19 protein-coding genes, 1 pseudogene and 1 riboswitch are annotated in these 23,241 nt (G+C 44.2%); of the genes and pseudogenes, 1 reads left to right on the plus strand and 19 read right to left on the minus strand.

The features are described 5' to 3' along the window. Positions 1 to 40 precede the first annotated feature (40 nt). Complete coding sequence (locus MHI11_RS11885; RefSeq protein WP_340961146.1) at positions 41 to 2,716, minus strand: calcium-translocating P-type ATPase, SERCA-type; 2,676 nt, start codon at positions 2,714 to 2,716, stop codon at positions 41 to 43. A gap of 164 nt (positions 2,717 to 2,880) precedes the next feature. Between MHI11_RS11885 and MHI11_RS11890 the strand changes: the two genes are divergently transcribed. Continuing rightward, positions 2,881 to 4,590 carry an Rqc2 family fibronectin-binding protein gene (locus MHI11_RS11890; protein ID WP_065097251.1) on the plus strand — a complete coding sequence of 570 codons (1,710 nt, stop codon included), beginning with the start codon at positions 2,881 to 2,883 and terminating at the stop codon, positions 4,588 to 4,590. A gap of 30 nt (positions 4,591 to 4,620) precedes the next feature. Here the strand turns inward: MHI11_RS11890 and MHI11_RS11895 are convergent, their stop codons facing one another. From MHI11_RS11895 to MHI11_RS11975, 18 genes and pseudogenes are all read right to left on the minus strand, one after another. Further along, positions 4,621 to 5,124: a precorrin-2 dehydrogenase/sirohydrochlorin ferrochelatase family protein gene (locus MHI11_RS11895; RefSeq protein WP_106067390.1), complete on the minus strand. Its 504-nt coding sequence runs from the start codon at positions 5,122 to 5,124 to the stop codon at positions 4,621 to 4,623. Continuing rightward, positions 5,105 to 5,890 carry a sirohydrochlorin chelatase gene (locus MHI11_RS11900; protein ID WP_340961147.1) on the minus strand — a complete coding sequence of 262 codons (786 nt, stop codon included), beginning with the start codon at positions 5,888 to 5,890 and terminating at the stop codon, positions 5,105 to 5,107. The genes MHI11_RS11895 and MHI11_RS11900 overlap by 20 nt, the downstream gene beginning before the upstream one ends. A gap of 74 nt (positions 5,891 to 5,964) precedes the next feature. After that, positions 5,965 to 6,720, minus strand: a complete 756-nt coding sequence (gene cobA, locus MHI11_RS11905) for a uroporphyrinogen-III C-methyltransferase (RefSeq protein ID WP_268485072.1) — start codon at positions 6,718 to 6,720, stop codon at positions 5,965 to 5,967. Between the two features lie 29 nt (positions 6,721 to 6,749). Next, entirely contained in the window at positions 6,750 to 7,343 is a 594-nt protein-coding gene (gene cysC / locus MHI11_RS11910; protein WP_044141963.1) for an adenylyl-sulfate kinase, read from the minus strand. A gap of 14 nt (positions 7,344 to 7,357) precedes the next feature. Next, entirely contained in the window at positions 7,358 to 8,494 is a 1,137-nt protein-coding gene (sat, locus tag MHI11_RS11915; protein ID WP_319610515.1) for a sulfate adenylyltransferase, read from the minus strand. A gap of 57 nt (positions 8,495 to 8,551) precedes the next feature. Further along, a complete protein-coding gene (locus MHI11_RS11920) occupies positions 8,552 to 9,616 on the minus strand; it encodes an inorganic phosphate transporter (RefSeq protein WP_044141966.1) in 1,065 nt (354 codons plus the stop codon). 13 nt (positions 9,617 to 9,629) lie between these two features. Beyond that, the gene (locus tag MHI11_RS11925; RefSeq protein ID WP_340961148.1) at positions 9,630 to 10,331 is read right to left on the minus strand and encodes a phosphoadenylyl-sulfate reductase; all 702 of its coding nucleotides are present in this window, start codon (positions 10,329 to 10,331) and stop codon (positions 9,630 to 9,632) included. Positions 10,332 to 10,372: 41 nt separating this feature from the next. Next, a pseudogene (locus MHI11_RS20955) lies at positions 10,373 to 10,438 on the minus strand (DUF2292 domain-containing protein); the annotation flags it as partial. Between the two features lie 140 nt (positions 10,439 to 10,578). Beyond that, positions 10,579 to 10,681, minus strand: a riboswitch (SAM riboswitch). Positions 10,682 to 10,849: 168 nt separating this feature from the next. After that, positions 10,850 to 12,000, minus strand: a protein-coding gene (locus tag MHI11_RS11930) for an IS3 family transposase (protein WP_340960284.1) whose coding sequence is annotated in 2 segments (ribosomal slippage) — positions 10,850 to 11,727 and positions 11,727 to 12,000 — 1,152 coding nt in all. Because the reading frame shifts where the segments join, the coding sequence is not laid out codon by codon here. A 206-nt stretch (positions 12,001 to 12,206) separates the two neighbouring features. Next, entirely contained in the window at positions 12,207 to 12,845 is a 639-nt protein-coding gene (pyrE, locus tag MHI11_RS11935; protein WP_044141967.1) for an orotate phosphoribosyltransferase, read from the minus strand. A 7-nt stretch (positions 12,846 to 12,852) separates the two neighbouring features. After that, positions 12,853 to 13,557, minus strand: a complete 705-nt coding sequence (gene pyrF, locus MHI11_RS11940; protein WP_044141968.1) for an orotidine-5'-phosphate decarboxylase — start codon at positions 13,555 to 13,557, stop codon at positions 12,853 to 12,855. Then, positions 13,529 to 14,461, minus strand: coding sequence for a dihydroorotate dehydrogenase (locus MHI11_RS11945; protein WP_044141969.1), 933 nt, complete (start codon positions 14,459 to 14,461; stop codon positions 13,529 to 13,531). Before MHI11_RS11945 ends, pyrF begins: the two co-directional genes overlap by 29 nt. Then, entirely contained in the window at positions 14,455 to 15,231 is a 777-nt protein-coding gene (locus MHI11_RS11950; RefSeq protein ID WP_044141971.1) for a dihydroorotate dehydrogenase electron transfer subunit, read from the minus strand. Before MHI11_RS11950 ends, MHI11_RS11945 begins: the two co-directional genes overlap by 7 nt. Then, positions 15,228 to 18,443 (minus strand): carbamoyl-phosphate synthase (glutamine-hydrolyzing) large subunit, encoded by a 3,216-nt coding sequence (gene carB, locus MHI11_RS11955; protein WP_340961150.1) that lies wholly within the window; start codon positions 18,441 to 18,443, stop codon positions 15,228 to 15,230. Before carB ends, MHI11_RS11950 begins: the two co-directional genes overlap by 4 nt. Beyond that, positions 18,428 to 19,522 (minus strand): carbamoyl phosphate synthase small subunit, encoded by a 1,095-nt coding sequence (locus tag MHI11_RS11960; RefSeq protein WP_340961151.1) that lies wholly within the window; start codon positions 19,520 to 19,522, stop codon positions 18,428 to 18,430. The genes carB and MHI11_RS11960 overlap by 16 nt, the downstream gene beginning before the upstream one ends. Continuing rightward, a complete protein-coding gene (locus MHI11_RS11965; RefSeq protein ID WP_340961152.1) occupies positions 19,519 to 20,805 on the minus strand; it encodes a dihydroorotase in 1,287 nt (428 codons plus the stop codon). Before MHI11_RS11965 ends, MHI11_RS11960 begins: the two co-directional genes overlap by 4 nt. Beyond that, a complete protein-coding gene (locus MHI11_RS11970; protein WP_044141975.1) occupies positions 20,789 to 21,712 on the minus strand; it encodes an aspartate carbamoyltransferase catalytic subunit in 924 nt (307 codons plus the stop codon). Before MHI11_RS11970 ends, MHI11_RS11965 begins: the two co-directional genes overlap by 17 nt. A gap of 130 nt (positions 21,713 to 21,842) precedes the next feature. Continuing rightward, complete coding sequence (locus tag MHI11_RS11975) at positions 21,843 to 23,171, minus strand: solute carrier family 23 protein (protein ID WP_106065253.1); 1,329 nt, start codon at positions 23,169 to 23,171, stop codon at positions 21,843 to 21,845. Positions 23,172 to 23,241: the final 70 nt, after the last annotated feature.

Here is a 23,241-nt window from a genome sequence, read left to right on the forward strand (position 1 = left end):
AATAGCAGACACTATTACCTCAAAATTATACCATAACGAATTATTTTTTTCTTGTCAAAAGTGATCCTGCCAGTAAAAAAGTTGGCAGTGCAGACATACCGATGATCAGCAGCCAATCAATTGGTGCAATCGCCACCGTTTTGAAAATCGGCTGAAGCGGCGGATAATAAATGACCACAAACATCAGTAAAAGTGATGACAAAACCGCACCGATTAAGTAGAGATTCCCGAATGGATTGCGTTCAAAGATAGATTGTTCACTGCGGCAGTCAAATACATGAATGAGCTGCGCCAACACAAGCGTACTAAATGCAACAGTCTGTGCGTATGGCAGGTTGTTTGGATCACGGTGATACACAAACATAAATGCTAAAAGGGTCGCAAGTCCAATGAGGAACCCTCTAGATACAACCTTCCAGCCGAGCCCTCTAGCAAAAATCCCCTCTTTCATATTCCTCGGCTTCCTTTTCATGACATCGTCTTCTGGCTTATCCATACCAAGCGCCATCGCCGGAAGACCATCTGTGACAAGATTGACCCATAAAATTTGAATAGGAACGAGAGGTAGCGGAAGCGCTAGAAGCATCGCAAACAGCATAACCAAAATTTCTCCCACATTTGATGCGAGCAAATAGCGAACAAATTTACGAATGTTTTCATAAATATTTCGGCCTTCTTTAATGGCCGATTTAATGGTCGCAAAGTTGTCATCAAGTAAAATAAGAGAGGACGCTTCCTTGGCTACGTCTGTTCCAGTGATGCCCATGGAGATACCGATATCTGCTTGCTTAATTGCAGGCGCATCATTGACCCCGTCACCTGTCATCGCTACAATATGTCCATTTTTTTGATAAGCCTTCACAATTCTCAGCTTATGCTCCGGTGATACCCGTGCAAAGACGTATACATTTTCAGCCGTTTGCTCAAGCTCTTTGTCACTCAGCTGATCCAGCGCTTTTCCGTCGAGCACCTTTCCTTGCTTTGGTAAAAGGCTCAAGTCTTTTGCGATCGCTTTGGCTGTTTCCACGTGATCCCCTGTAATCATGACTGTTTTTATGCCCGCATCCCTACACTCTTTAATCGCTCGTCTCACTTCAGGACGAGGCGGGTCGATCATGCCCTCTAGTCCGATAAATGTTAAATCAGTTTCAGCCTGCTGGACAGTGGTGATTGTTTCGGTCAGACCAACTTTTTTATACGCAATGGCAATCGTTCTCAGCGCTTGTCTTGCTAATCCTTGAATCGCAGCCTCTGTTTCTTGCCTGTGAGTGGTTGAAAATGAAGCTGTGCGTCCGCCGTGCATGATATGGCTTGAACGGTTCATCAAGACATCCGGCGCACCTTTTGCAATGACGTACCGCTCTTTTTGATTCGTTTCGACGACGACTGACATCATCTTTCTTTCTGAATCAAAAGGAAACTCTTCTACTACGTGAAATCCCGCTTCAATGAATTGCTCTGTAAAACCCGCTTTACGTGCTGCGGTGAGAAGTGCCCCCTCTGTCGGATCACCATCAAGCCTCATTTCGCCATCTTTTTCAACGATGGTCGATGTATTACAAAGCGCTCCGTATAATAACACCTTTTGCAGGCTTGGATGTTTGTCTACATGGACAAGTTCTCCGTTCAAGGTAAAATCACCAGATGGCTCATAGCCCGTACCAGAAATATTCCACGTTTTTCCCTCTTCCCATACATGGGTCACAGTCATTTTATTTTGCGTCATGGTTCCTGTTTTGTCTGAGCAAATGATCGACGCACAGCCAAGAGTCTCCACCGCCGGGAGCTTTCTGACAATCGATTTTTGTTTGATCATCCGCTGTACTCCTAAGGAAAGAGCAACGGTGACAATCGCCGGCAGGCCTTCAGGAATGGCAGCAACCGCAAGAGATACTCCCGCCAGGAACATATGATACAAATCATGTCCTTGCACAACGCCAAGAACCACAACGAGCACAGTTAAAAATAAAGCAGCCACAATGAGGATTTTCCCCAGCTGTTCGAGACGTCTTTGCAGCGGTGTTTCCATATTCCCTGCTGCATCCAGCATGCCGGCAATTTGTCCCATCGCTGTATTCATTCCTGTCCCAATGACAACGCCCACGCCGCTTCCTCTAGTGACAAGCGTCCCCATAAAGGCCATGTTCGTCAAATCTCCAAGCGAGACATGATTACTAGAAAGCGGACTTGCGTGTTTGACTGCTGGGATGGATTCGCCAGTGAGAGCAGACTCCTCGATTTCCAGGCTCTTTGTTTCTAGTAATCTAATATCTGCCCCAATCCGGTCTCCGCTTGAAAATTTCACAATATCCCCTGGCACGAGATGTTTGGACGGGATCTTGATCCATTCATTATTTCTCCTTGCATACACATGCGGGGTTGATAATTCCTTTAGCGCTTGAAGGGATTTTTCCGCCCGGCGTTCTTGATAAAAGCCGAGCACTCCATTAATCAGAACAATCGCTACAATGGCGACTGCATCAATGTATTCGCCTAGAAAAGCAGAAATGATCGTTGCTGCAAGCAAGATTAACACCATAAAGTCTTTAAATTGCACTAAAAAAATGATCAGAGCCGACGCCTTTTTCCCTTCTTGCAATTCATTTGGCCCGTGTTTTTCAAGCCGTTTTTGTACATCTTTTTCTGACAGTCCGTCACCTATCGATGTATTCATTGTTTTTAATAAATCGGTTTGGTTCAGTTCATGCCAATTCATTTGACCTCGTCCACTCCTCTTTTGTTCTCTCTCATATGCAGTGTTCTATAAGCCAGTTTATTCAGACTCGTCCTAAATCATGCTATAATAATAAGACTGCCTAAAGAACGAGAAATGGAAGGTTCTTTCAGTAGATTTGTGTGAAAGAAGAGGGTGTATCCAACATGTCATTTGACGGCATTTTTACATATGGTATGACAAATGAATTGCAAGAGACATTAACTGGTGGAAGAATTTCAAAAATTCATCAGCCATATAAGCACGAGTTGATTTTTCATATCCGGGCAAACGGAAAAAATCATAAGCTCCTTTTATCCGCTCATCCGAGCTACGCTAGAGTGCAGCTCACAGAGCAGCAATATGACAATCCAAGCGAACCTCCAATGTTTTGTATGCTCCTTAGAAAACATCTTGAGGGCGGATTCATAGAGCGTTTTGAACAAATTGGATTTGACCGTGTGATCGTACTTCATGTACGAAGTCGCAATGAAATTGGCGACGAACAGACTCGAAAGCTCTACATTGAAATCATGGGAAGGCATAGTAATTTGATTCTTGTCGAAGATGACACGCAGCAGATCATCGATGGCTTGAAGCATCTTTCTCCATCTGTGAACAGCTATCGAACAGTGCTTCCTGGTCACGAATACCTTCTGCCGCCTGCGCAGCAAAAATTAAATCCGTTTGCAGTAACGAAGGACGATATTTTAAAGCATTTACGCTTTCAAGAAGGAATGATCGCAAAGCAAATTGTCGAAACATTCTCTGGGGTTTCTCCGCTGTTTGCAAAGGAAGCTGTACACAGGGCCGGTCTTGCCAATAAGGAAACTATTCCAAATACGCTACTCGACATGTTCCAGCTGATTCGCATGCATTCCTTTACCCCGCAGCTCACAAGAAAAGACGGGAAAGAATATTTCTATTTATTAGAACTGCAGCATGTCGATGGTGAAATAAAGACATTCGACTCTCTCAGCCAGCTGCTTGACCGCTTTTATTTCGGCAAAGCTGAAAGAGACAGAGTGAAACAACAAGCGTCTGACCTTGAACGGTTTGTCGTAAATGAAAAAAAGAAAAATGAAAACAAACTCAAAAAACTTAACCGAACCCTTGAAGAATCTCAAAATGCCCATAAATACCAGCTCTATGGCGAATTGCTAACAGCCAATTTATATGCCATCAAAAAAGGGGATAAAGAAGCGACTGTCATCAATTATTACGATGAAGATGGCGGAGAGATCACAATACCGCTCAAAACAAACAAAACCCCTTCTGAAAATGCGCAAGCATATTTCATAAAATATCAAAAGGCAAAAAATGCAGTAGAAGCAGTCAATGAGCAAATTGAGCGGACGCATGAAGAGATTGCTTATTTTGATGAGTTGATTCAGCAGCTCTCCTCTGCCTCACCGAAGGATTTAGAGGAAATGAGAGAAGAGCTTGTTGAAGGGAAATATTTACGCGCCAAACAAAAGCGCAACGCCAAAAAGAAAAAAACGGCGGCCATTCAGCTTGAAGCGTATGAATCGTCTCAAGGGATTCCGATATTAGTCGGAAAAAACAACAAACAAAACGAGTATTTAACCACAAAGGCGGCTGCCCGTGACGACATTTGGCTACACACGAAGGATATTCCTGGATCACATGTCGTCATCCGGCATCAAACGCCTGATGAACAGACGCTACTTGAAGCGGCTCAAATCGCTGCCTACTTCTCGAAGGCAAAAGAGTCGAGCTCCGTTCCTGTCGATTACACGAAAATCCGGCATGTGAAAAAACCAAAGGGAGCCAAGCCCGGATTTGTGACGTATGATCAACAGCAAACATTATTTGTCACACCTGACGAAGATGTGGTGCTAAAGCTGCGAAAATAATAAAAGCCGATAAAATCCTTTCAAGAGATTTTATCGGCTTTTTCTTTGTTGTTTTTTTCTTTCGATATAGAGAGCATCAAGTGCATCTACATCCTCTTGTTCAAGCAATGTCTCAATTTCCGCAGCCAGCTGTTTTGTCCGGGCTGGGCTTGCACCGCTTGTAGAGACTGAAATCGTCACTTTCCCTGCTTTGACCACCTTTGGTACGATCACATTGCCAAGCTCTGATTGGCTCACACAATTGACAAGCTGGTAAGGCCGTGCTGTTTGTGCAATCCATTCATTTACCGCCGGATCGTTTGTAGCAGCGACAATGAAAAAAGCATCCTCTACATCTTCAGCTTCAACTTTCTTTTCTTTCCAATTCAGGTTGTATGTATCAATGAGACGTGCCATCTCTTTAGAAATGTCAGGACTCACGATGGTGATGTGGCAAGGCTCTATGCATAGCGCCTCTGCCCTTCTTGCGGCTATTTTTCCACCGCCGGCGATGAGCACTTGTTGATTGGTTAAATCAAGATGGACTGGAAGCATGGCTTTCTCCTTGGAAATGAAACGCATCGTCTTTGTTTAAAATGGTTTCTTGCACGCGTTCAATATAAGCTGCTTTTACATGCGGATGAAAGCCAATATACCGGCATACCCGGACATCTTTTAGCCTCTCTCTCGCCTGAGCCGCTTCGCTTTCAATCTCTTTCATTAAAATACCCGTAAACAACAAGTAAGGAACGAGATAGACAGGCGTATCATCATCTGCTGTTAATTGCGCAAGAACATCTCGGTAATTTGGCTCACATGCTGTAATAAAACATGGCAAGACCTCAGCAAGAGGCAGCAGCAGCCGGACATCGTCCGCAATGCCAAACACATCTCGCTTCACATCTGGATCAGAGCTTCCGCGGCCAATTAAAAGAATCCGTGCTTTCCCGCTTTGATATCCTGCTTCTTCAATTCTTGCAGCAACTGCTTTTGTCACTTCCTGATTGACCCCAATTGGTTTCCCGTATGTGACCTTCACTTGCGGGTATCGTTTTTGAACTTTCTCAATCTCAACTGGAATATCCGATTTAGCATGCATAGCAGTTAAAAGGAGGAGCGGGACAATCGCAATGTGTGTAGCTCCTTTTTTCACACAGGCTTCAAAACCTTCCTCTATAGAAGGGGCTGTCAGTTCTAAAAAACAAATTTCTTGTATTTCGGCTTCTACTAACGGCATACAGCTTTTCATAAAAGAAATGGCTTTATCTTGTGCTTCTTTTACCCTGCTTCCATGCCCAACATAAAGTACAGCTTGTTTCATGCGGCTCCTCCCTCTCACTTGTTTTGTTCAGACGAAAAGACACGATCAATGTACGTGTCTTGTCTTTATCGATCTCATTTCTCAATAAGGGCAGGTTCAAACCAGTTCAGCTTTTGGTGAAAATGAACGACATCTCCAACAACTATTAAGCTTGGATGCTCGATGCCTTCTTTTTCAACGGTTTCTGACAGTGTCGCCACAGTGCAGCAAGTCGTCTTTTGCCTCGTCGTGGTTCCCCAGTGTATAAACGCTGCTGGCGTTTCAGGATCACGTCCATTTTTTAAAAGAAGCTGCTGCACTCTTTCTACGTTTTTGACGCCCATGTAAATCACAAGGGTATCAATCCCCGTAGCCAGTGCCTCCCACTTTTCTTCAAAATGCTCATCTTTTTGATAGTGACCCGTGACAAACGCAACATTCGAGCTGAATTCACGGTGCGTCACAGGAATGCCTGCATAAGCAGCTGCTGCAATACCAGAGGTAATCCCCGGGACAACTTCATATGGAATTCCGTGCTCAGCTAAGCATTCGATTTCTTCACCGCCGCGGCCAAATACGAAGGGGTCGCCGCCTTTCAGACGGACGACAACATTCCCTTCCTTTGCATAGGTCACAAGGGCTTCATTGATGACTTCCTGTCTCATCGTATGATGATTCGGGAGCTTGCCGCAATAGATTAATTCCGCCTCGGGTTTGGCGTGGGCGAGTATTTCTTGATTGACAAGGCGATCATATAAAATGACATCTGCCTGCTGTATTGCCTTATGGGCTTTTAATGTAATTAAGTCTGGATCCCCAGGTCCAGCCCCCACAATGTATACTTTCCCCATCGTGCTTTTCTCCCCCTGCCATCAGGCGATTATTTCGCTCTTCCCTTTACATAATCAACAAGACGCTGTTTGGACTCTTCACGCGATAATTCACCTGTATCTAGAACGAGCTCAGGTGCTGCTGGCTCTTCATATGGTGAATCAATTCCGGTGAAAAATGGAATTTCGCCATTTCTAGCTTTTTTATATAAACCCTTTGGGTCACGCTCTTCGCATACGTTCAGATCACATTTCACAAACACTTCGTGAAATTCTCCTGCTTCAACTAACTGTCTGACAATGCGGCGGTCTTCTTGAAATGGTGAAATAAAAGCCGTGATGACAATCGTTCCTTGCTCAACAAATAATTTCGCCACTTCTCCGATACGTCGGATGTTCTCTTTTCTGTCATCATCTGAAAACCCTAAATCTTTATTCAGTCCATGTCGCACATTATCACCATCAAGAACAGTGACTTGATAACCTTGTTCAAACAGCTCTCTAGCCGCTGCATTTGCGATTGTTGATTTACCTGATCCACTTAGACCTGTGAGCCAAATAATGCCGCTTTTATGATTGTTTTTTTGTTGATATTCTTTTTTTGTAATAGATGAATCATGCCACACGATATGTTCGTTGCTCATGTCATACCCTCCCATTAAGATACCGTCGTTTTTAACCCTTCGATTAATGTTTCAATGACTTCTTTTCGGCTGAACGTGCTTGGCGGTAATTCTCCGTTTCTCAGCATCGTTCGAACCTTTGTACCTGAAAGAATGACATGCTCGCTTTTATCGTGAGGACATGTTTTTGGTGTTGCCATTGCTTCACATGTATTACAGTAGAAGCTATGTTCAAATTTTAACGGGGTAATGCCAATTTCTTCGCTTGTAAATTGTTCAAATAACTCCTGCGCCTCGTATGTGCCGTAATAATCACCAACACCTGCATGATCTCTTCCCACAATAAAGTGAGTACAGCCGTAATTTTTACGAACAAGCGCGTGAAAGATTGCTTCCTTTGGTCCAGCATAACGCATTGCCGCAGGAAAAACACCTAAAAAGACGCGATCCTTTGGGTAATAACCGTTCAATAACACTTGATAGCTTTTCATTCTCACGTCTGCCGGAATATCGTCTGATTTTGTTTCACCGACAAGTGGATTTAAAAATAAACCATCGACGGTTTCAAGTGCTGTCTTTTGAATATATTCATGGGCACGGTGAACAGGGTTTCTCGTTTGGAAACCAACAATCGTTTTCCAGCCGTTCTCTTTAAAATGACGTCTTGTTTCTTCCGGCTCATACGTAAATTGAGGGAATGGTTTTTCGCTGCGTTTTATCAGTGTAATTTTACCACCAATGTACGTGTCACCGCGTTCAAATAATTTTTTCACACCTGGATGATTGCGGTCATCCGTTTTATACACATTCACCGCTTCTTTTTCCTTATCTGGTGTGTATTGATCCTCTACTTCAATCACGCCATATACAGTTCCGTTATACGATAGACGCACAATATCGCCTCGATGGATTTCCGCTGCCTTTTCCTTTGTCACTGGCAGTGTAATTGGAAGAGACCAAACGACACCACTTGCTAGCCGCATACTGCTCACAACCGCTTCATAATCAGCTTTTGTTAAAAACCCTTCAATTGGACTATACCCGCCAATTGCTATGAGTTCAAGGTCTGCAAAAGAGATAGCATCTAGTTCAATTTCCTTCGCAGCCATGCTGAGGTCATACTCTTCATTTACTCGATTAATTAATACGCCACCATGTGGTGTTAAACTCATTTGTTCATCTTCCTCTCAATGTTCTTATTTATTAGATGTAAATAGTCGGATTTGTCGTTAAATCCCGCCGCCCTGTTCATGAATCGAGCTGCTTTCATTTTTGACTGCCTTCATCAGACTTAGCGCACCAAGTGAGGCAAGCAGTACACTCATCATGATAAAGATAGAGTAATAGTCTCCTTTTAAGAAAAGACTCACCAGCAAATACGATAGACTGAGTGATAAAAAGGGTGATACAACCCACACTTTCAGCATTTTTTTCACCACATGTTTATGAAAAATATTAGGTCCGCCTTTTGCCATGCCAAGCCCAATGATAGACGAGGAGGTGATTTGGGTAAGTGGGACTGGCAGCCCAAAAATAGAGCTGACGATGACAAGTCCAGCACCGGTACCGGAAAGCAATATCCCTTCGCCCGTTTGATAGCGGGTAATTTTCTTTCCGTTTGTTTCCAGTACTCTTCTACCAAGCAAGAGGGCTCCAATGGCGACAAAGATTCCGCCGTAAAGCGTTCCTTGCCCAACTGACAAAACGCCCGCGGCAACAAGTGGACCGACTGCATTTGCCACATTGTTCATGCCTGCTGAAAATGCTTCTAAAAATCCACTAAGGATTAAAACAATGGATAAAATAATTGTTCCTTTTTTAGACAACTTACGTTTAGGGAACATTCTGATGATTTTGACTACAACAAAGGTAAAAAGAAAGGCGACAAGCGGAATGATGACCCAAAATGCCACAATGACTAAAATGGATTTCACATACAATACTTTATATGCGACCGCGACACCAACTACAGCTCCTACTGTCACCTCACTCGTTGACAAAGGAATGGCCATCAGATTCGCTATAAAGAGTGATAATGCAGCAGAACCAATAATAATACAAACAATTTCAAGTGTAATGACGGATTCAGGCATAATCCCAGAGCTAATCGTTTTGACAACCTCACCACCGCCAATAACTGAACCTGCTAAAATCCCAACTGCGCATACACTGAGTGCATAGATCGGCTTTCGAATCGCACCTGATCCGTACGCGATTCCCATCGAAGCTGCTGCACCACTCGCGCCAATGTTTAGAGCGAAAAATAAACTAAATAAAATTGCGGCAATTTCCATACACTATGCTCCCTTACTCATGTAATCCGCACTCAGTCTTAGCTGTGCCTGACCATCTGCCAGACCGCAGATCCTCGGCAGTAAATGCTGGCTGTGTACACGGGGCACACCCGATACTTGGATATCCCTGATCATGCAGCGGATTATAAGTAAGTTCCTCTCTAGATGCATATCTCCATATGTCCTTCCACGTCCAGTGGATAAGCGGACATACTTTCACTGATTTGAATTTTTCATCCTTATTTAAAAAGTTCGTCCCTGCTCGCTTAGGTGACTGCTCTCTCCTTAAACCAGAAAGCCATGCCGGAAAGCCAGATAGCGCTTCTTGCAAAGGAATGACCTTACGCATATGGCAGCAGCTTTGAGGATCTGTTTTCCATAGCTGATCACCATGCTGCTCGTTTTGCTCCTCAACCGTCAGCTCAGGGGTTTTCAGCACAATATCTAAACCCGGGTATCTTTCCTTTACCGCATCAATTGTGTCGTACGTTTCCTTAAAATGCAGACCTGTATCTAAAAAGACAATTCTTGCATCCTTTTTTACTTTCGCAATCAGATCAATGAGGACGATGCCTTCAATACCAAAACTGCATGCATAAACGAGCTGATCACCATAATGACCATATGCCCATTTCAGCACAGATAAGGCCCCTTTATACAAATCATCTTCTTGAAATGTAAAGGACGGCTCTTGCCAATTTTCATAAGTTAACATTGTTTCTCCCCTTCCGGAGTATCACTACTCTCCGCACTACGTCAACTGAATTTTTTTCTGTCTTCTGCCACTTGAATCACTTGACCGTCCTGAACAATCAGTGTAACTAAACTGAATTCATATCCCCAATCAGTTTATGCATAGGCTTCAATCAAGTCTTCATCCTGCTTTTGCTTCACTTCCCCCTCACCGTTAAAATAAAAAAACTTCCTTTCAGTCCGAAAGAAAGATGAGGAAGCTCACGATTTCCTTATCTTTCAAAATAGAATCATTTTGTAGGAAGTAGCACCTTGCAAATCGCAGGTTGCCGGGCTTCATCGGGCCAGTCCCTCCACCTCTCTGGATAAGTGTTTTAATTTGTCTTAAATATTAACACAATTCAAACAAAAGTCAACCCGACTTTATTGATAGGATTAGTTTTTATTTAAATTTGAGTCTATTTTACTATTTTTAGCCAAATAAAAAAGCTGTGCGGGGAGGGACTGACCCCCGTTTTTGAGACAGGGATCAAAACACCTTTATACAGCCAATTGCCGATAGTTTATCGGTGATTGGTTGTTTAGTTTCGTTTGAATACGAATGTTGTTATAATAATAAATGTATTCTTTGACAGTGCGTTCTACGATGCTGGTCGTAGTGCGGTCAATCCTGTTAAGATAGAACGTTTCAGACTTTAGTGAGGAATGAAACGATTCGATGGAGGCATTATCAGCGGGCGTCCCTTTACGGGACATGCTCATGGTAATGCCTTTTATATGAACAGCTTTCTGATACTCGTAAGATGTATACACAGAACCTTGATCGCTATGTAACACGCAATTCTCAGGCAGTGCTGGGAGCTGATTAAGTGTGTTTAAGATAAAGTCTGTGTCCTGCTTATCACCAATCGTAAAAGCAATCACTTCTCCATTATATAAATCCAAGATACTGGAAAGGTACAATTGTTTCTGTCCATAAGGCAAATACGTGATGTCCGTTACTAGTTTTTCAAGAGGGCGATCAGACTGAAAGTTCCGATCCAATATATTACCGGCCACGGCATAGGGCTGCCCATTCTTCTTACGCTTTTTCATTTTAACCCGGCATTGCCACTGGTTTTTCTGCATGATACGTTGAACAGTTTTATGGTTAATACGCATTCTTCTTTTTAGTATGGCTGTGATTTTTCGATAACCATATCGATATTTGTGCTTTCGGCACAACGTGCCGACCTGTTTCTCTATTTGTCTTTTAGAATGATTCTGAGTCAAATCCTTTTTCCATCTATAATACGAAGTACGTAAGATGCCTAAATGGACACAGATGTCCTGTACTGTCATCGTTTTGCACAATTCTTCTACCAGTTTGATTGACGTTTCCTTATCAACTTCCTTTCCAATTCGTTGTACTTTTTTAAAACTTCATTCTGTTGACTCAAATAGCGATTTTCTGCCTGCAGTCTCTCTAATTCGGAAGAGTACTCGGGACCCTTTCCATAGGTATATTGTTTTCCAACAGGCTGTTCGAACCGGTGTGTATCCCCAGCCTTATGCCACCTCACCCATGTCTGAACCTGCGTCTTATTCTTGATATTCAATTTCTGCATGATCTCTTTCATAGGTACGCCTGCCAATCTCATTTCTACAGCCTTCTGTTTGACTTCAACCGGATAACTCACTCTTGTCCCCATAGAAAAAACACCTCCATGTTTTATTTCGGATCACAACGATCCATTTTCAAACTTGAAGGTGTTTTTTATTTGTCTCATCTTATGGGGTCAGTCCCGGGAGGCGCAGCTTCAGATTGTATTCAGCGTGATAGAAAACCTTTGCAGTCCTGACAAAGAATGCGAGGGTTTGTCCGCGCGCTGAAAGCTGTGCGGGTACGCACAGCTTTTTAGACGGTTTCTTCCATCCAAGATTCAGAGGAAGGATCTTGTCTCCAGCGTTTCAATTTATTCATAGCAGAAGGCTCGATCGCTTTCAGCTCAAGTGCCACGTCTGTCAGTGTGTCATAGTCTGTTAGGGTGACATATGGAATGTTTTTCTCTTGGAATGCTGCCGCAGCTTTTGGCAGACCGTATGTGAAGATCGCGGCAACGCCTAGTACGTCACAGCCCGCTTCTTGAAGAGCAGCGACCACTTCAAGCACACTGCCTCCTGTTGAAATCAGGTCTTCTACGACGACCACCTTTTGGCCTTTAGATACGGCGCCTTCAATTTGATTTCCTTTTCCATGTGCTTTTGGCTTACTTCTGACATAACACATTGGGACGTTCAGACGGTCTGCCGCTAATGCCGCATGCGGGATGCCTGCTGTTGCAGTACCAGCAATCACCTCTGCTCCCTCAAAATGAGTGAGAATCAGCTCTTTAAGACCTTCAGCAATGTCATGTCTGACTTCTGGATAGGACAAGGTGAGACGGTTGTCACAATAGATCGGTGATTTGATACCGCTTGCCCATGTAAACGGTTCGTCTGGTTTCAATGAGACCGCTTTGATTTGTAATAGGTGTTTAGCGATTTTTGTTTTCATCTGGCAGTCACTCCCACTCTTTCAAAATTTGATGATAGGCTTCCAATGGTTCTTCAGCTTTTGTGATTGACCTTCCGACAACAATTTGTGAAACACCTTGCTCTTTTGCATAAGCAGGGGTTGCCACACGCTTTTGATCATCGGTTTGATCATTTAGTAAACGAATCCCTGGCGTAACAGTAAGGAAGTCAGGTGAGATGTGCTCATGAAGGGCTTTGGATTCATGAACAGAGCAAACAACACCGTCTAGTCCACTTTCATATGCCAATTGACCGTACCGGATAACAGTCTCTTGCAGCGGACGGTCTATGAGTAATTCACTTCTCATCATGTCTTCAGATGTACTCGTCAGCTGAGTCACTGCAATAATGCCCGGACGTTTTTGTCCAGCAGGCGTTCCGCTTTCAAGCCCTTCTAACGCAGCTTGCATCATCTGTTTCCCGCCAGCAGCATGTACATTGACTAGATCAACGCCAAGTGCGGCAAGCCGGTTCATTGCTTTTTTCACCGTTGTTGGAATGTCATGTAATTTGAGGTCGAGGAAAATGCGACAGTTTTTTTCTTTAAGTGCGTCAAGGATGGCAGGTCCTTCTTGGTAAAACAGCTCCATGCCGACCTTCACAAATAATGGTGTCCCTTCAAAGGGTTCTAAAAAGGCAAGCGCCTCCTGCCCTGATGGAAAATCAAGCGCGATGATGGGCGAGTGCTTCATGTTTCCAGCTCCTTCCGATACATTCCTCTACAGATGAATACCCGTAGGCTTCTAATACATTTGGCAGTTCTTCAATGATTTCTGGGCAAATAAATGGGTTCACAAAATTGGCTGTGCCAACAGCTACTGCACTCGCACCTGCTAGTAAAAATTCAAGTACATCTTCAGCATTTTGCACTCCGCCCATTCCGATAATCGGGATAGAAACCGCTTGACTGACCTCATGTACCATGCGCACAGCGACAGGTTTGACAGCAGGGCCTGATAATCCGCCTGTTTTATTGGCAAGAATCGGTTTCCCCGTTTTTAAATCTAAACGCATACCGATTAACGTATTAATCATCGTGAGTCCATCCGCTCCAGCAGATTCAATCGCTTGAGCAATCTCCACAATATTGGCTACGTTAGGAGACAGTTTGACATAGACAGGAACGGAGGACACGTCCTTCACCGCTTTTGTCAATGCTGCTGCCATTTGAGGATCTGTACCAAAAGCAATTCCGCCTGTTTTGACATTCGGACACGAGATATTCAGTTCAAGGGCATGGACATTTTTTGCTTGGCTGATCTGCTTCGCTACTTCAACATAATCATCGACCTGTGAGCCAGCGACGTTTGCAATAATAGGCGTATCAAACTGCTCAAGCCAAGGCAATTCATTTTCCAGCACGCCTTTTAGGCCAGGATTTTGAAGACCGATGGCATTGAGCATCCCGGCACCTGTCTCTGCTACCCTTGGTGTCGGGTTGCCAAATCTCGGTTCTAAGGTTGTGGCTTTGATCATGATACCGCCAAGCACGGATAAGTCGTATAATGAAGCAAATTCTCTCCCGAATCCAAAGCAGCCTGATGCAGGGATAATCGGATTCTTTAAAGATAAGCCTGGTAACTCAACGTTTAGCATGACAACGCCACCTCCTCTGCTTTAAATACAGGTCCATCCAAACAGACTTTGACGTAAGCTTTTTCGTGCTGGTCTGTATGACAGACACATGCAAAGCAAGCACCAATTCCGCAGCCCATTCGTTCTTCCATTGAAATGTAGACAGGCTTATCAGGGTAAGAGTCTTTTAGTGCTTTTAACATAGGGGTCGGCCCGCAGGAAAGCATGACATCAAAGCTCAAATCATTCTCTTCAATCACACCTGTCACGAAGCCCTTTGCGCCATATGTTCCATCAACTGTCGCGATAAATGTATCTCCGAGTGCTTGGAATTTCTCCTCGTAAAATACATCCTTTTTCGATTGAAAGCCAAGGACATGCTTGACGATGACGCCTTTTTTCGTTAAACGCTTGGACAGCTCATATAAAGGCGGTACTCCAATTCCACCACCGACTAGTAACGCTGTCTGACCTGGCTGAACAACTGATGGATCATACCCGTTGCCAAGCGGCCCTAATACATCGATGGATTCCCCATCGCGCCTTTGGGAAAGGAGCTTTGTGCCCTCTCCCTCTGCACGGTAGATGATGGTTGCTTCTTGTTTCTCGGCATGAATATTGGCAATACTGATCGGTCTTCTCAGCAGCGGTGTCATGGACTCGCTGACCTTGATATGAAGAAATTGTCCAGCCGTTTGAAAGGAGTCCACAAGGTCACCTTTTAATGTCATTTCGTAAATATGATCAGCGATCTCTCGATTTGAGACGACCGTCAAGTATGCTTTTTTCATATCGTTACTGTCACCTCAGCATTCGTTTTCACTTCTGGCATTTCGTCCGCTCTAAATGTCATGCTTTCTAGTACTCTTAAAATCGCTTCTGCTGTATCTAGCGACGTTAAGCAAGCTACGCCATTTTCAACAGCTTCACGTCTGATTCTAAAGCCGTCTCTTGCCGGCTGTTTTCCTTTCGTCAGAGTGTTGATGACAAATTGGGCTTCCCCGTTTCGAATGACATCGAGAAGGTTTTTGCCTTCTTCTCCTATTTTGCCAACAACACTTGATGGGATGGAGGCTTGTTTTAAGTACTTCGCCGTTCCTTCTGTCGCTAAAATATGGTAGCCGATTGAATGGAATCTTCTCGCAATCTCAAGTCCTTCTTCTTTATCCTTATCAGCAACTGTCAGAAGAACTGTCCCGTCTTTAGGAATTTGAATGCCTGATGCAATTAACCCTTTGTAAAGAGCTTTTTCGATTGTGACATCTTTCCCCATGACTTCACCTGTTGATTTCATTTCAGGTCCGAGTGTAATATCGACTCTTCTTAGTTTTGCAAAAGAGAAGACTGGAACTTTGACGTACACCCCTTCTTGCTCTGTATGAAGTCCTTCTTCGTAGCCATAGTTTTTCAGTTTTTCTCCTAAGATGACTTTTGTCGCCAGGTTTGCCATCGGAATGCCTGTGATTTTACTTAAGAAAGGAACTGTCCGGCTTGAACGCGGGTTCACTTCAAGTACGAACACTTCACCTTTTGAGAGAACAAATTGGATGTTTAGCAGCCCAATAATGTTGAGTCCTTTTGCAAGCTTGATCGTGTATTCAGCAATCTTTGCTTTGATCTCTTCAGACAATGTTTGCGGCGGGTAAACCGCAATCGAGTCACCAGAGTGAACCCCGGCTCTTTCAATGTGTTCCATAATGCCCAGGATTACGACTGTTTCGCCATCAGACACGGCATCTACTTCGATTTCTTTTCCTGTCAAATACTTGTCAATGAGCACTGGGTGCTGCGGATTGACTTTCACCGCGTTCTCCATATAGTGAAGAAGCTCAGCTTCCTGATAAACGATTTCCATTGCGCGACCGCCTAATACATAGGAAGGGCGGACAAGGACTGGGTAGCCGATCTGATTGGCAATCGCTACAGCTTCTGGCACAGACGTAGCCGTTTTCCCTTTAGGCTGCGGCACGCCGAGTGCTTCTAATGTTTGTTCAAACTTGTCCCTGTTTTCGGCTCGGTCTAGGTCTTCAAGAGAAGTGCCGAGAATCTTCACGCCTCTATTTGATAGTTCATCTGCTAGGTTGATCGCCGTTTGTCCGCCGAACTGGACAACCACTCCTTCAGGCTGCTCTAGATCGATAATGTGCATCACATCTTCTACAGTGAGTGGTTCAAAGTAGAGCTTGTCTGAAATACTAAAGTCTGTTGAGACCGTTTCAGGGTTGTTGTTAATAATGATTGCTTCATAGCCTGCTTGTTTGATTGCCCACACAGAATGAACGGTCGCATAATCAAATTCTACTCCTTGACCGATTCTGATAGGACCTGAGCCTAATACGATGACACTTTTCTTGTCTGTACGTTCTGATTCATTTTCATCTTCATACGTGCTGTAGAAATATGGCGTCTCGGATTCAAATTCAGCCGCACAAGTATCTACCATTTTGTAAACAGGTACGATGCCTGCTTCTTGTCTTAGCGTGTAGACGTCCGCTTCATTCATATTCCACTCGCGGCTAATATAGATGTCTGAGAAGCCTTTTTCTTTCGCTTCTTTTAATACGTCTGTATTGCCTTTGTTTTCTTTTAATGTCTTTTCAAAAGCGATGATGCCTTCCAGTTTATGAAGGAAGAAGTAATCAATTTTTGAGAATTCATGTATTTGTTCAACCGTATAGCCTCTTCTAAGGGCCTCGGCGATATAGAATAATCGTTCATCTCCCGCCTTGATAATCCGCTTTTCAAGCACTTCGTTTGTGATATCTGCTTCATCTTTTAATTCAATGTGATGCACATCAGCTTCAAGTGAACGGACAGCCTTTAGAAGAGACTCTTCTAACGTACGACCGATCGCCATTACTTCACCCGTTGCTTTCATTTGCGTGCCAAGACGTCTGTTGGCAGATTCGAATTTATCAAACGGCCAGCGCGGGATTTTAGACACAATATAGTCGAGTGCCGGTTCGAAGGCGGCATAGGTTTTACCTGTGACTGGGTTCATCATTTCATCAAGCGTTAAGCCGACAGCAATTTTCGCTGCAAGTTTGGCAATTGGATAACCTGTTGCTTTCGACGCAAGTGCTGAAGAACGACTCACGCGCGGGTTTACTTCGATGATATAGTATTGAAAGCTGTCTGGGTCAATCGCCAGCTGTACGTTACATCCGCCTTCAATCCCAAGTGCTCGGATTAGCTTGAGCGACACATTGCGAAGCAGCTGATATTCACGGTCACTTAACGTTTGGCTTGGCGCCACAACGATACTGTCACCTGTGTGGATACCGACTGGATCAAAGTTTTCCATGTTACAAACAACGATCGCAGTATCACCGCTATCACGCATGACTTCATATTCAATTTCTTTAAAGCCTGCAATACTTTTTTCAAGTAAGCATTGTGTGACTGGGCTTAGCTTCAAACCGTTTTCGACGATTTCCTTCAGCTCTTGCTCGTTTGTACAAATTCCGCCGCCTGTTCCGCCTAATGTATAAGCTGGTCTCACAATGACAGGGAAACCGATTTGATTCGTAAACGCCATCGCTTCTTCTAGGTTATGGATGATTGCACTTTCTGGTACAGGCTCATTTAGTTCATTCATCAGATTACGGAATAGATCTCTGTCTTCTGCTTTTTGGATTGCTGACAGCTTTGTACCGAGTACTTCAACGCCGCATTCAGCTAATACACCAAGGTCTGATAATTCAACAGCAAGGTTAAGTCCAGTTTGTCCGCCAAGTGTTGGCAAGATCGCATCAGGACGTTCTTTTCGAATAATTCGTGTTAAGAATTCTGGTGTCAGTGGTTCGATGTATACCTTATCGGCCATTTCTGTATCTGTCATGATGGTCGCTGGATTGGAATTCACAAGAACGACTTCATAGCCTTCTTCTTTTAGTGCTAAGCAAGCCTGTGTGCCTGCATAGTCAAACTCCGCTGCCTGACCAATGATGATTGGACCTGAACCGATAACTAAAATCTTTTTGATGTCTACGCGTTTTGGCATACTTCTTCCCCTTCTTTCTCAGTTGTATGAATCATGTCCATGAACTGGTCGAATAAGTAGTTCGCATCTTCTGGACCTGGTGATGCTTCTGGGTGGTACTGGACAGTGAATGCTGGTGCTTCTTTATGTTTTAACCCTTCAATCGTATTGTCGTTTAGTGCGATATGTGTGACTTCAAGCACGTCCTCGTTAATCGCACTGACTGTGTAGCCGTGGTTTTGAGATGTCAGTGTCACCTTGCCAGTTGCTAGCTCTTTCACTGGGTGATTCGATCCTCTGTGACCGAATTTCATTTTTTCAGTACTTGCGCCGCATGCAAGCGCGAATAATTGATGTCCAAGGCAAATGCCAAAGAGTGGAACCTTTCCAATCAAGTGCTGAATCATCTCGACTGCTTCTGGTACATCAGCAGGATCCCCGGGGCCGTTTGAAAGCATGATTCCATCAGGCTTTAACTGCAGTACTTCATCTGCCGTGATATTGTACGGCACCACGATGACATCACAGTCACGTTTATTGAGTTCGCGCAAAATGCCGTGCTTCATGCCGAAATCGACAAGGACAATTCTTTTTCCTCTTCCTGGGCTTGGATACGCATTTTTCACAGATACTTGACTCACTTGATCAGTTGGCAGCTGCATTGTTTGAAGGCGGCGGACCACATCTTCCACTTGTTCATCCGGTCCTGCAAATGCCCCTCTTAAAGTACCTGCACTTCGAATCATTCTCGTCAGCTTCCGTGTATCGATTCCGCTAAGGCCTGGAATGTTTTTCATTTTCAAATACTCATCAAGCGAGTATGAAGAGCGCCAGTTTGAGGGCTTTTCACAAAGCTCCTTCACAATCAGCCCTTTTACAAACGGTGTGATCGACTCAAAATCATCACGGTTGATGCCATAGTTGCCGATAAGCGGGTAAGTGAGTGTGACAATTTGTCCGCAGTATGATGGATCAGACAAAATTTCTTGATAGCCCGTCATCCCTGTATTAAAGACGACTTCTCCGACTGACGATTCTAAGCTGCCAAAGCCTGTTCCTTCGAATACTGTTCCGTTTTCTAGCACTAAGCGTCTCTTCATTTTACTAGTCTCCCCTCTTCATACACGACTTTCCCAGATGCAAGTGTCATGACCGGCCATCCTGATACAGTCAATTTGTCAAACGGTGTATTTTGTCCTTTAGATAAGAAGCTTTTTTTATCGATTGCCATTTCTTTGTTTAAATCAATGAGTGTAATATCAGCTGTTTGTCCTTCTTCCAGCTTTCCATAAGGAAGGGAGAAAGCTTCTGCTGGCTTGATCGTCATATAATCAACGAGTTCTTTTAATGTCCATTCGCCCGTTTTGACAAATCGTGTGTACAGAAGCGGGAACGCTGTTTCAAGTCCGACTATTCCAAAAGGTGCGCGCTGCATCGTTTCGTTCTTTTCTTCTTCTGTATGCGGCGCATGGTCTGTTGCGATGAAATCAATCGTTCCATCTAACAGTCCCTCAATTAGTGCCTCGCGATCCTCTTTTCCTCTGAGCGGCGGGTTCATTTTATAGTTTGTGTCAAGTCCTGGGATGTCTGCATCACATAAGAGCAGGTGATGCGGTGACACCTCTGCCGTCACACGGATGCCTGCTTTTTTTGCATCGCGAACGACTCGCACAGATTCTTTCGTACTGATATGACATACATGATAATGACAGTTCGCTGCTTCTGCTAAAAGAACATCTCTTGCAATATGCACCGATTCACAAATGGACGGTATTCCGTTTAATTCATTTGCTTTTGAAAATTCTCCTTCATGAACGCATCCTCCGTAAATGAGCGAGTTATCTTCACAGTGTGCCACAATCGCTTGATCAAGACTTGCTGCCTTTTTCATCGCTTCGTACATCATGCCTGCTGTTTGGATGCCAACCCCGTCATCTGTGAAAGCGAAGGCGCCTGCTTCTTTTAGTGCTGCAAAGTCTGTCATCTCTTCCCCAATTTGCCTAGTTGTGATGGAGGCGTATGGCAGTACTCTGACAGAAGAGGTCTCTTCGATCCGATTCATGAGCCACTCCATTTGCTCTTTTGTATCCGGAACTGGGCGTGTATTCGGCATCGCTGCAATCGTTGTATAGCCGCCTCTTGCTGCTGCTTTAGAGCCTGTTTCAATCGTTTCCTTTTTCTCTCCACCTGGCTCTCTTAAATGTACATGCAGATCAATTAAGCCTGGTGAAACAAATAGCCCTTTAGCATCAATGACCTCTTCTCCATCTTCTCTTTCTAAGTGACCAATCGCTTGAATCACTTCTCCTTCTACCCTAATATCCTGCTGCATTTTTTCACCTGTGCTTGTTAAGATAAAACCGTTTTTAATGAGATACGACATAGACAGAATCTCTCCCTTTTTGATGTAGTCTACTATTTTGAAAAGCTCTTTTTAATACCGCCATTCGGACATAAACGCCATTTTCCATTTGCTTGAAAATTCGTGACTGCTTTGATTCCACTAAAGAATCATCTATCTCCACACCTCTGTTTACTGGTGCTGGATGCATGATAATGGCTCGTTCTTTCATGTTGTTTGCCCTGTTTACTGTTAATCCATAAGTCGATAAGTAATCTTCATTGCCCATTTTTTCAGCGTGCCGTTCATGCTGGATTCTAAGCAGCATCACCACATCAGATTGTCTAATGGCTTCGTCTACTTGGACATACGTTCCGTGAGGATTTTGCTCATCTTGGAAGGAAGCAGGTCCTGAGAAAAGGACTGTCGCTCCGAGCCTTGAGAGTACTTCCGCATTCGACCTTGCCACCCTGCTGTGCTTGATGTCTCCATGAATCGAAATCGTTAAGCCCTCAAAGCCGCCAAACTCTTCATAGATGGTCATTAGGTCAAGCAGTGATTGGGTTGGGTGCTGCCCGCAGCCATCTCCAGCATTGATGATGGGAATCCCAACCTTCCCGATTAGCTCATTGTAATATTCATCAGTGCTGTCTCTGATCACACAAGCTTTCACACCGATGGATTCAAGCGTTTTTACCGTATCGTATAGGGTTTCGCCTTTTTGAACGGAGGTGCTTGCCGCATCTAAGCTCAGTACATTCATCCCCAGTTTCTTTTCGGCGACTTCGAAGCTAAATCGTGTTCTTGTGCTTGGTTCAAAGAAGAGGTTTGCTACAAATTCTCCCGCTAAGCCAAGCTCTTGCTTCCCCTTTTTGAGAGCCGTTGCTTCTTCAATCAGCTGTAAAATCTCTTCTGTAGACAAGCTGCTCATTGTCGATAGATCATTCATTTTTTCTTCCCCCTCTAGTTTTTCATCACTTTCAGGTTCAAAAAAACCCTAAGCCTCAGCAGCTTAGGGTTCTCCAAAAGAAGCAGCGGCACGTTCGTGCATTCTGCTCATTTTAGAACCCTTGTCAGCCTCACTGGACTTCTTTTAAAAGGTTTTCTGTATTCGATTCATTTGACTCGTCATCATCCGCTTTTTGCTGCGGCAGGATCAGGTTTAACAGGACACCCGTGATGGCAGCAAGTGCCATTCCAGATAGTGTGAGGTTGATTTGTTTCACCTCAATGAATGCCCCGCCAATTCCGATGACTAAGATGACTGATGCGATAATGAGATTACGCTTTTCTTCAAAATTCACTTTATGATCAATCAGGATTCTCAGACCGCTTGAGGCAATGATCCCAAAGAGCAGGAACGAAACGCCTCCCATGACCGCGGACGGCACTGTACTGATTAATGCTGAAATTTTTCCGACAAAGCCGAAGCAGATTGCAAATACTGCTGCTCCGCCGATGACGAAGATACTGAACACTCTTGTGATGGCAAGGACGCCGATGTTCTCTCCATACGTTGTTGTCGGCGGTCCGCCAATGAGTGAAGCGAAGATTGTCGCCGCACTGTCTCCTAAAATGGAGCGGTGAAGACCAGGTTTTTTAATGAAGTCTTGCCCTACAACTTTACTTAACACCACTTGGTGACCGATATGCTCAGACATTGTCACAAAGGCAACCGGCACCATCACGGTGAGAATGCTTAAAGTCACAGCAGGTGTGTAATTGGCAAATGGTACGACGAAGTCTGGTACAGCAAACCATTTTGCATCAATGACCGGTTGAAAGATTACAATACCTTGTGTTAAAGCAAAGAGATAACCGCTGATAATGCCGATTAATACTGGGATCAAGCTAAGGAATCCTCTTAGGAAAATCATGCTGATAATCGTGACAGCCAGTGTGAAGCCGGCGACCATTAAGTGCTTCAGGCTGTAAACAAGCTCGGTTGCATTCGGATCAACATACATCGCCATGTTGACAGCTGTTCCAGCGAGTCCGAGTCCGATGACCATAATGACCGGTCCTACGACGACAGGCGGTAGAAGCTTCATCAGCCAGCCTGTGCCGAGCCATTTAATAAATAGTGCAATGAGTGCATAAGCCACACCCGCCATGAAGGCACCGACCATTGCGGCTCCAGGGCCTCCTGTGGCTTTCACATTCAGTATGGGGGCGATAAAGGCAAAGGACGATCCAAGATACGCCGGAATTTGGCCTCTTGTGATGATTAAGTAAACAATGGTTCCAACACCACTTGAGATGAGCGCGACTGCTGGACTCATATCAATAATCTTTGGTACAAGTATGGTCGCACCAAACATGGCAAACAAATGCTGAAGGCTAAGTGATAGCCATGTGAACGGTTTTGGGATATCTCGAATGCCTAAATTGGCTTTTTGCTGACTCATGATTTTTCCTCCTAGATGTGTCCTTCTTCATTAAAAAAGCCTCTTTGCGAGTATGCGCAAAGAGGCCTAG

The organism is Bacillus sp. FSL K6-3312 (assembly GCF_038007485.1).
In the GTDB taxonomy this organism is placed as follows: Bacteria; Bacillota; Bacilli; order Bacillales; family Bacillaceae; genus Bacillus; species Bacillus pumilus.

What these genes read in the sequence shown, in the direction of transcription:
- MHI11_RS11900 (WP_340961147.1), bottom strand. Translation starts at nt 5,890, where the DNA reads ATGAAACAAGCTGTACTTTATGTTGGGCATGGAAGCAGGGTAAAAGAA.
- MHI11_RS11895 (WP_106067390.1), bottom strand. Translation starts at nt 5,124, where the DNA reads ATGCTTCCAGTCCATCTTGATTTAACCAATCAACAAGTGCTCATCGCC.
- MHI11_RS11965 (WP_340961152.1), bottom strand. Translation starts at nt 20,805, where the DNA reads ATGTCGTATCTCATTAAAAACGGTTTTATCTTAACAAGCACAGGTGAA.
- MHI11_RS11890 (WP_065097251.1), top strand. Translation starts at nt 2,881, where the DNA reads ATGTCATTTGACGGCATTTTTACATATGGTATGACAAATGAATTGCAA.
- MHI11_RS11925 (WP_340961148.1), bottom strand. Translation starts at nt 10,331, where the DNA reads ATGTTAACTTATGAAAATTGGCAAGAGCCGTCCTTTACATTTCAAGAA.
- carB (WP_340961150.1), bottom strand. Translation starts at nt 18,443, where the DNA reads ATGCCAAAACGCGTAGACATCAAAAAGATTTTAGTTATCGGTTCAGGT.
- cysC (WP_044141963.1), bottom strand. Translation starts at nt 7,343, where the DNA reads ATGAGCAACGAACATATCGTGTGGCATGATTCATCTATTACAAAAAAA.
- MHI11_RS11970 (WP_044141975.1), bottom strand. Translation starts at nt 21,712, where the DNA reads ATGAATGATCTATCGACAATGAGCAGCTTGTCTACAGAAGAGATTTTA.
- MHI11_RS11920 (WP_044141966.1), bottom strand. Translation starts at nt 9,616, where the DNA reads ATGGAAATTGCCGCAATTTTATTTAGTTTATTTTTCGCTCTAAACATT.
- sat (WP_319610515.1), bottom strand. Translation starts at nt 8,494, where the DNA reads ATGAGTTTAACACCACATGGTGGCGTATTAATTAATCGAGTAAATGAA.
- MHI11_RS11950 (WP_044141971.1), bottom strand. Translation starts at nt 15,231, where the DNA reads ATGAAAAAAGCATACTTGACGGTCGTCTCAAATCGAGAGATCGCTGAT.
- MHI11_RS11975 (WP_106065253.1), bottom strand. Translation starts at nt 23,171, where the DNA reads ATGAGTCAGCAAAAAGCCAATTTAGGCATTCGAGATATCCCAAAACCG.
- cobA (WP_268485072.1), bottom strand. Translation starts at nt 6,720, where the DNA reads ATGGGGAAAGTATACATTGTGGGGGCTGGACCTGGGGATCCAGACTTA.
- MHI11_RS11960 (WP_340961151.1), bottom strand. Translation starts at nt 19,522, where the DNA reads ATGAAGAGACGCTTAGTGCTAGAAAACGGAACAGTATTCGAAGGAACA.
- pyrE (WP_044141967.1), bottom strand. Translation starts at nt 12,845, where the DNA reads ATGAAAACAAAAATCGCTAAACACCTATTACAAATCAAAGCGGTCTCA.
- pyrF (WP_044141968.1), bottom strand. Translation starts at nt 13,557, where the DNA reads ATGAAGCACTCGCCCATCATCGCGCTTGATTTTCCATCAGGGCAGGAG.
- MHI11_RS11945 (WP_044141969.1), bottom strand. Translation starts at nt 14,461, where the DNA reads ATGCTAAACGTTGAGTTACCAGGCTTATCTTTAAAGAATCCGATTATC.
- MHI11_RS11885 (WP_340961146.1), bottom strand. Translation starts at nt 2,716, where the DNA reads ATGAATTGGCATGAACTGAACCAAACCGATTTATTAAAAACAATGAAT.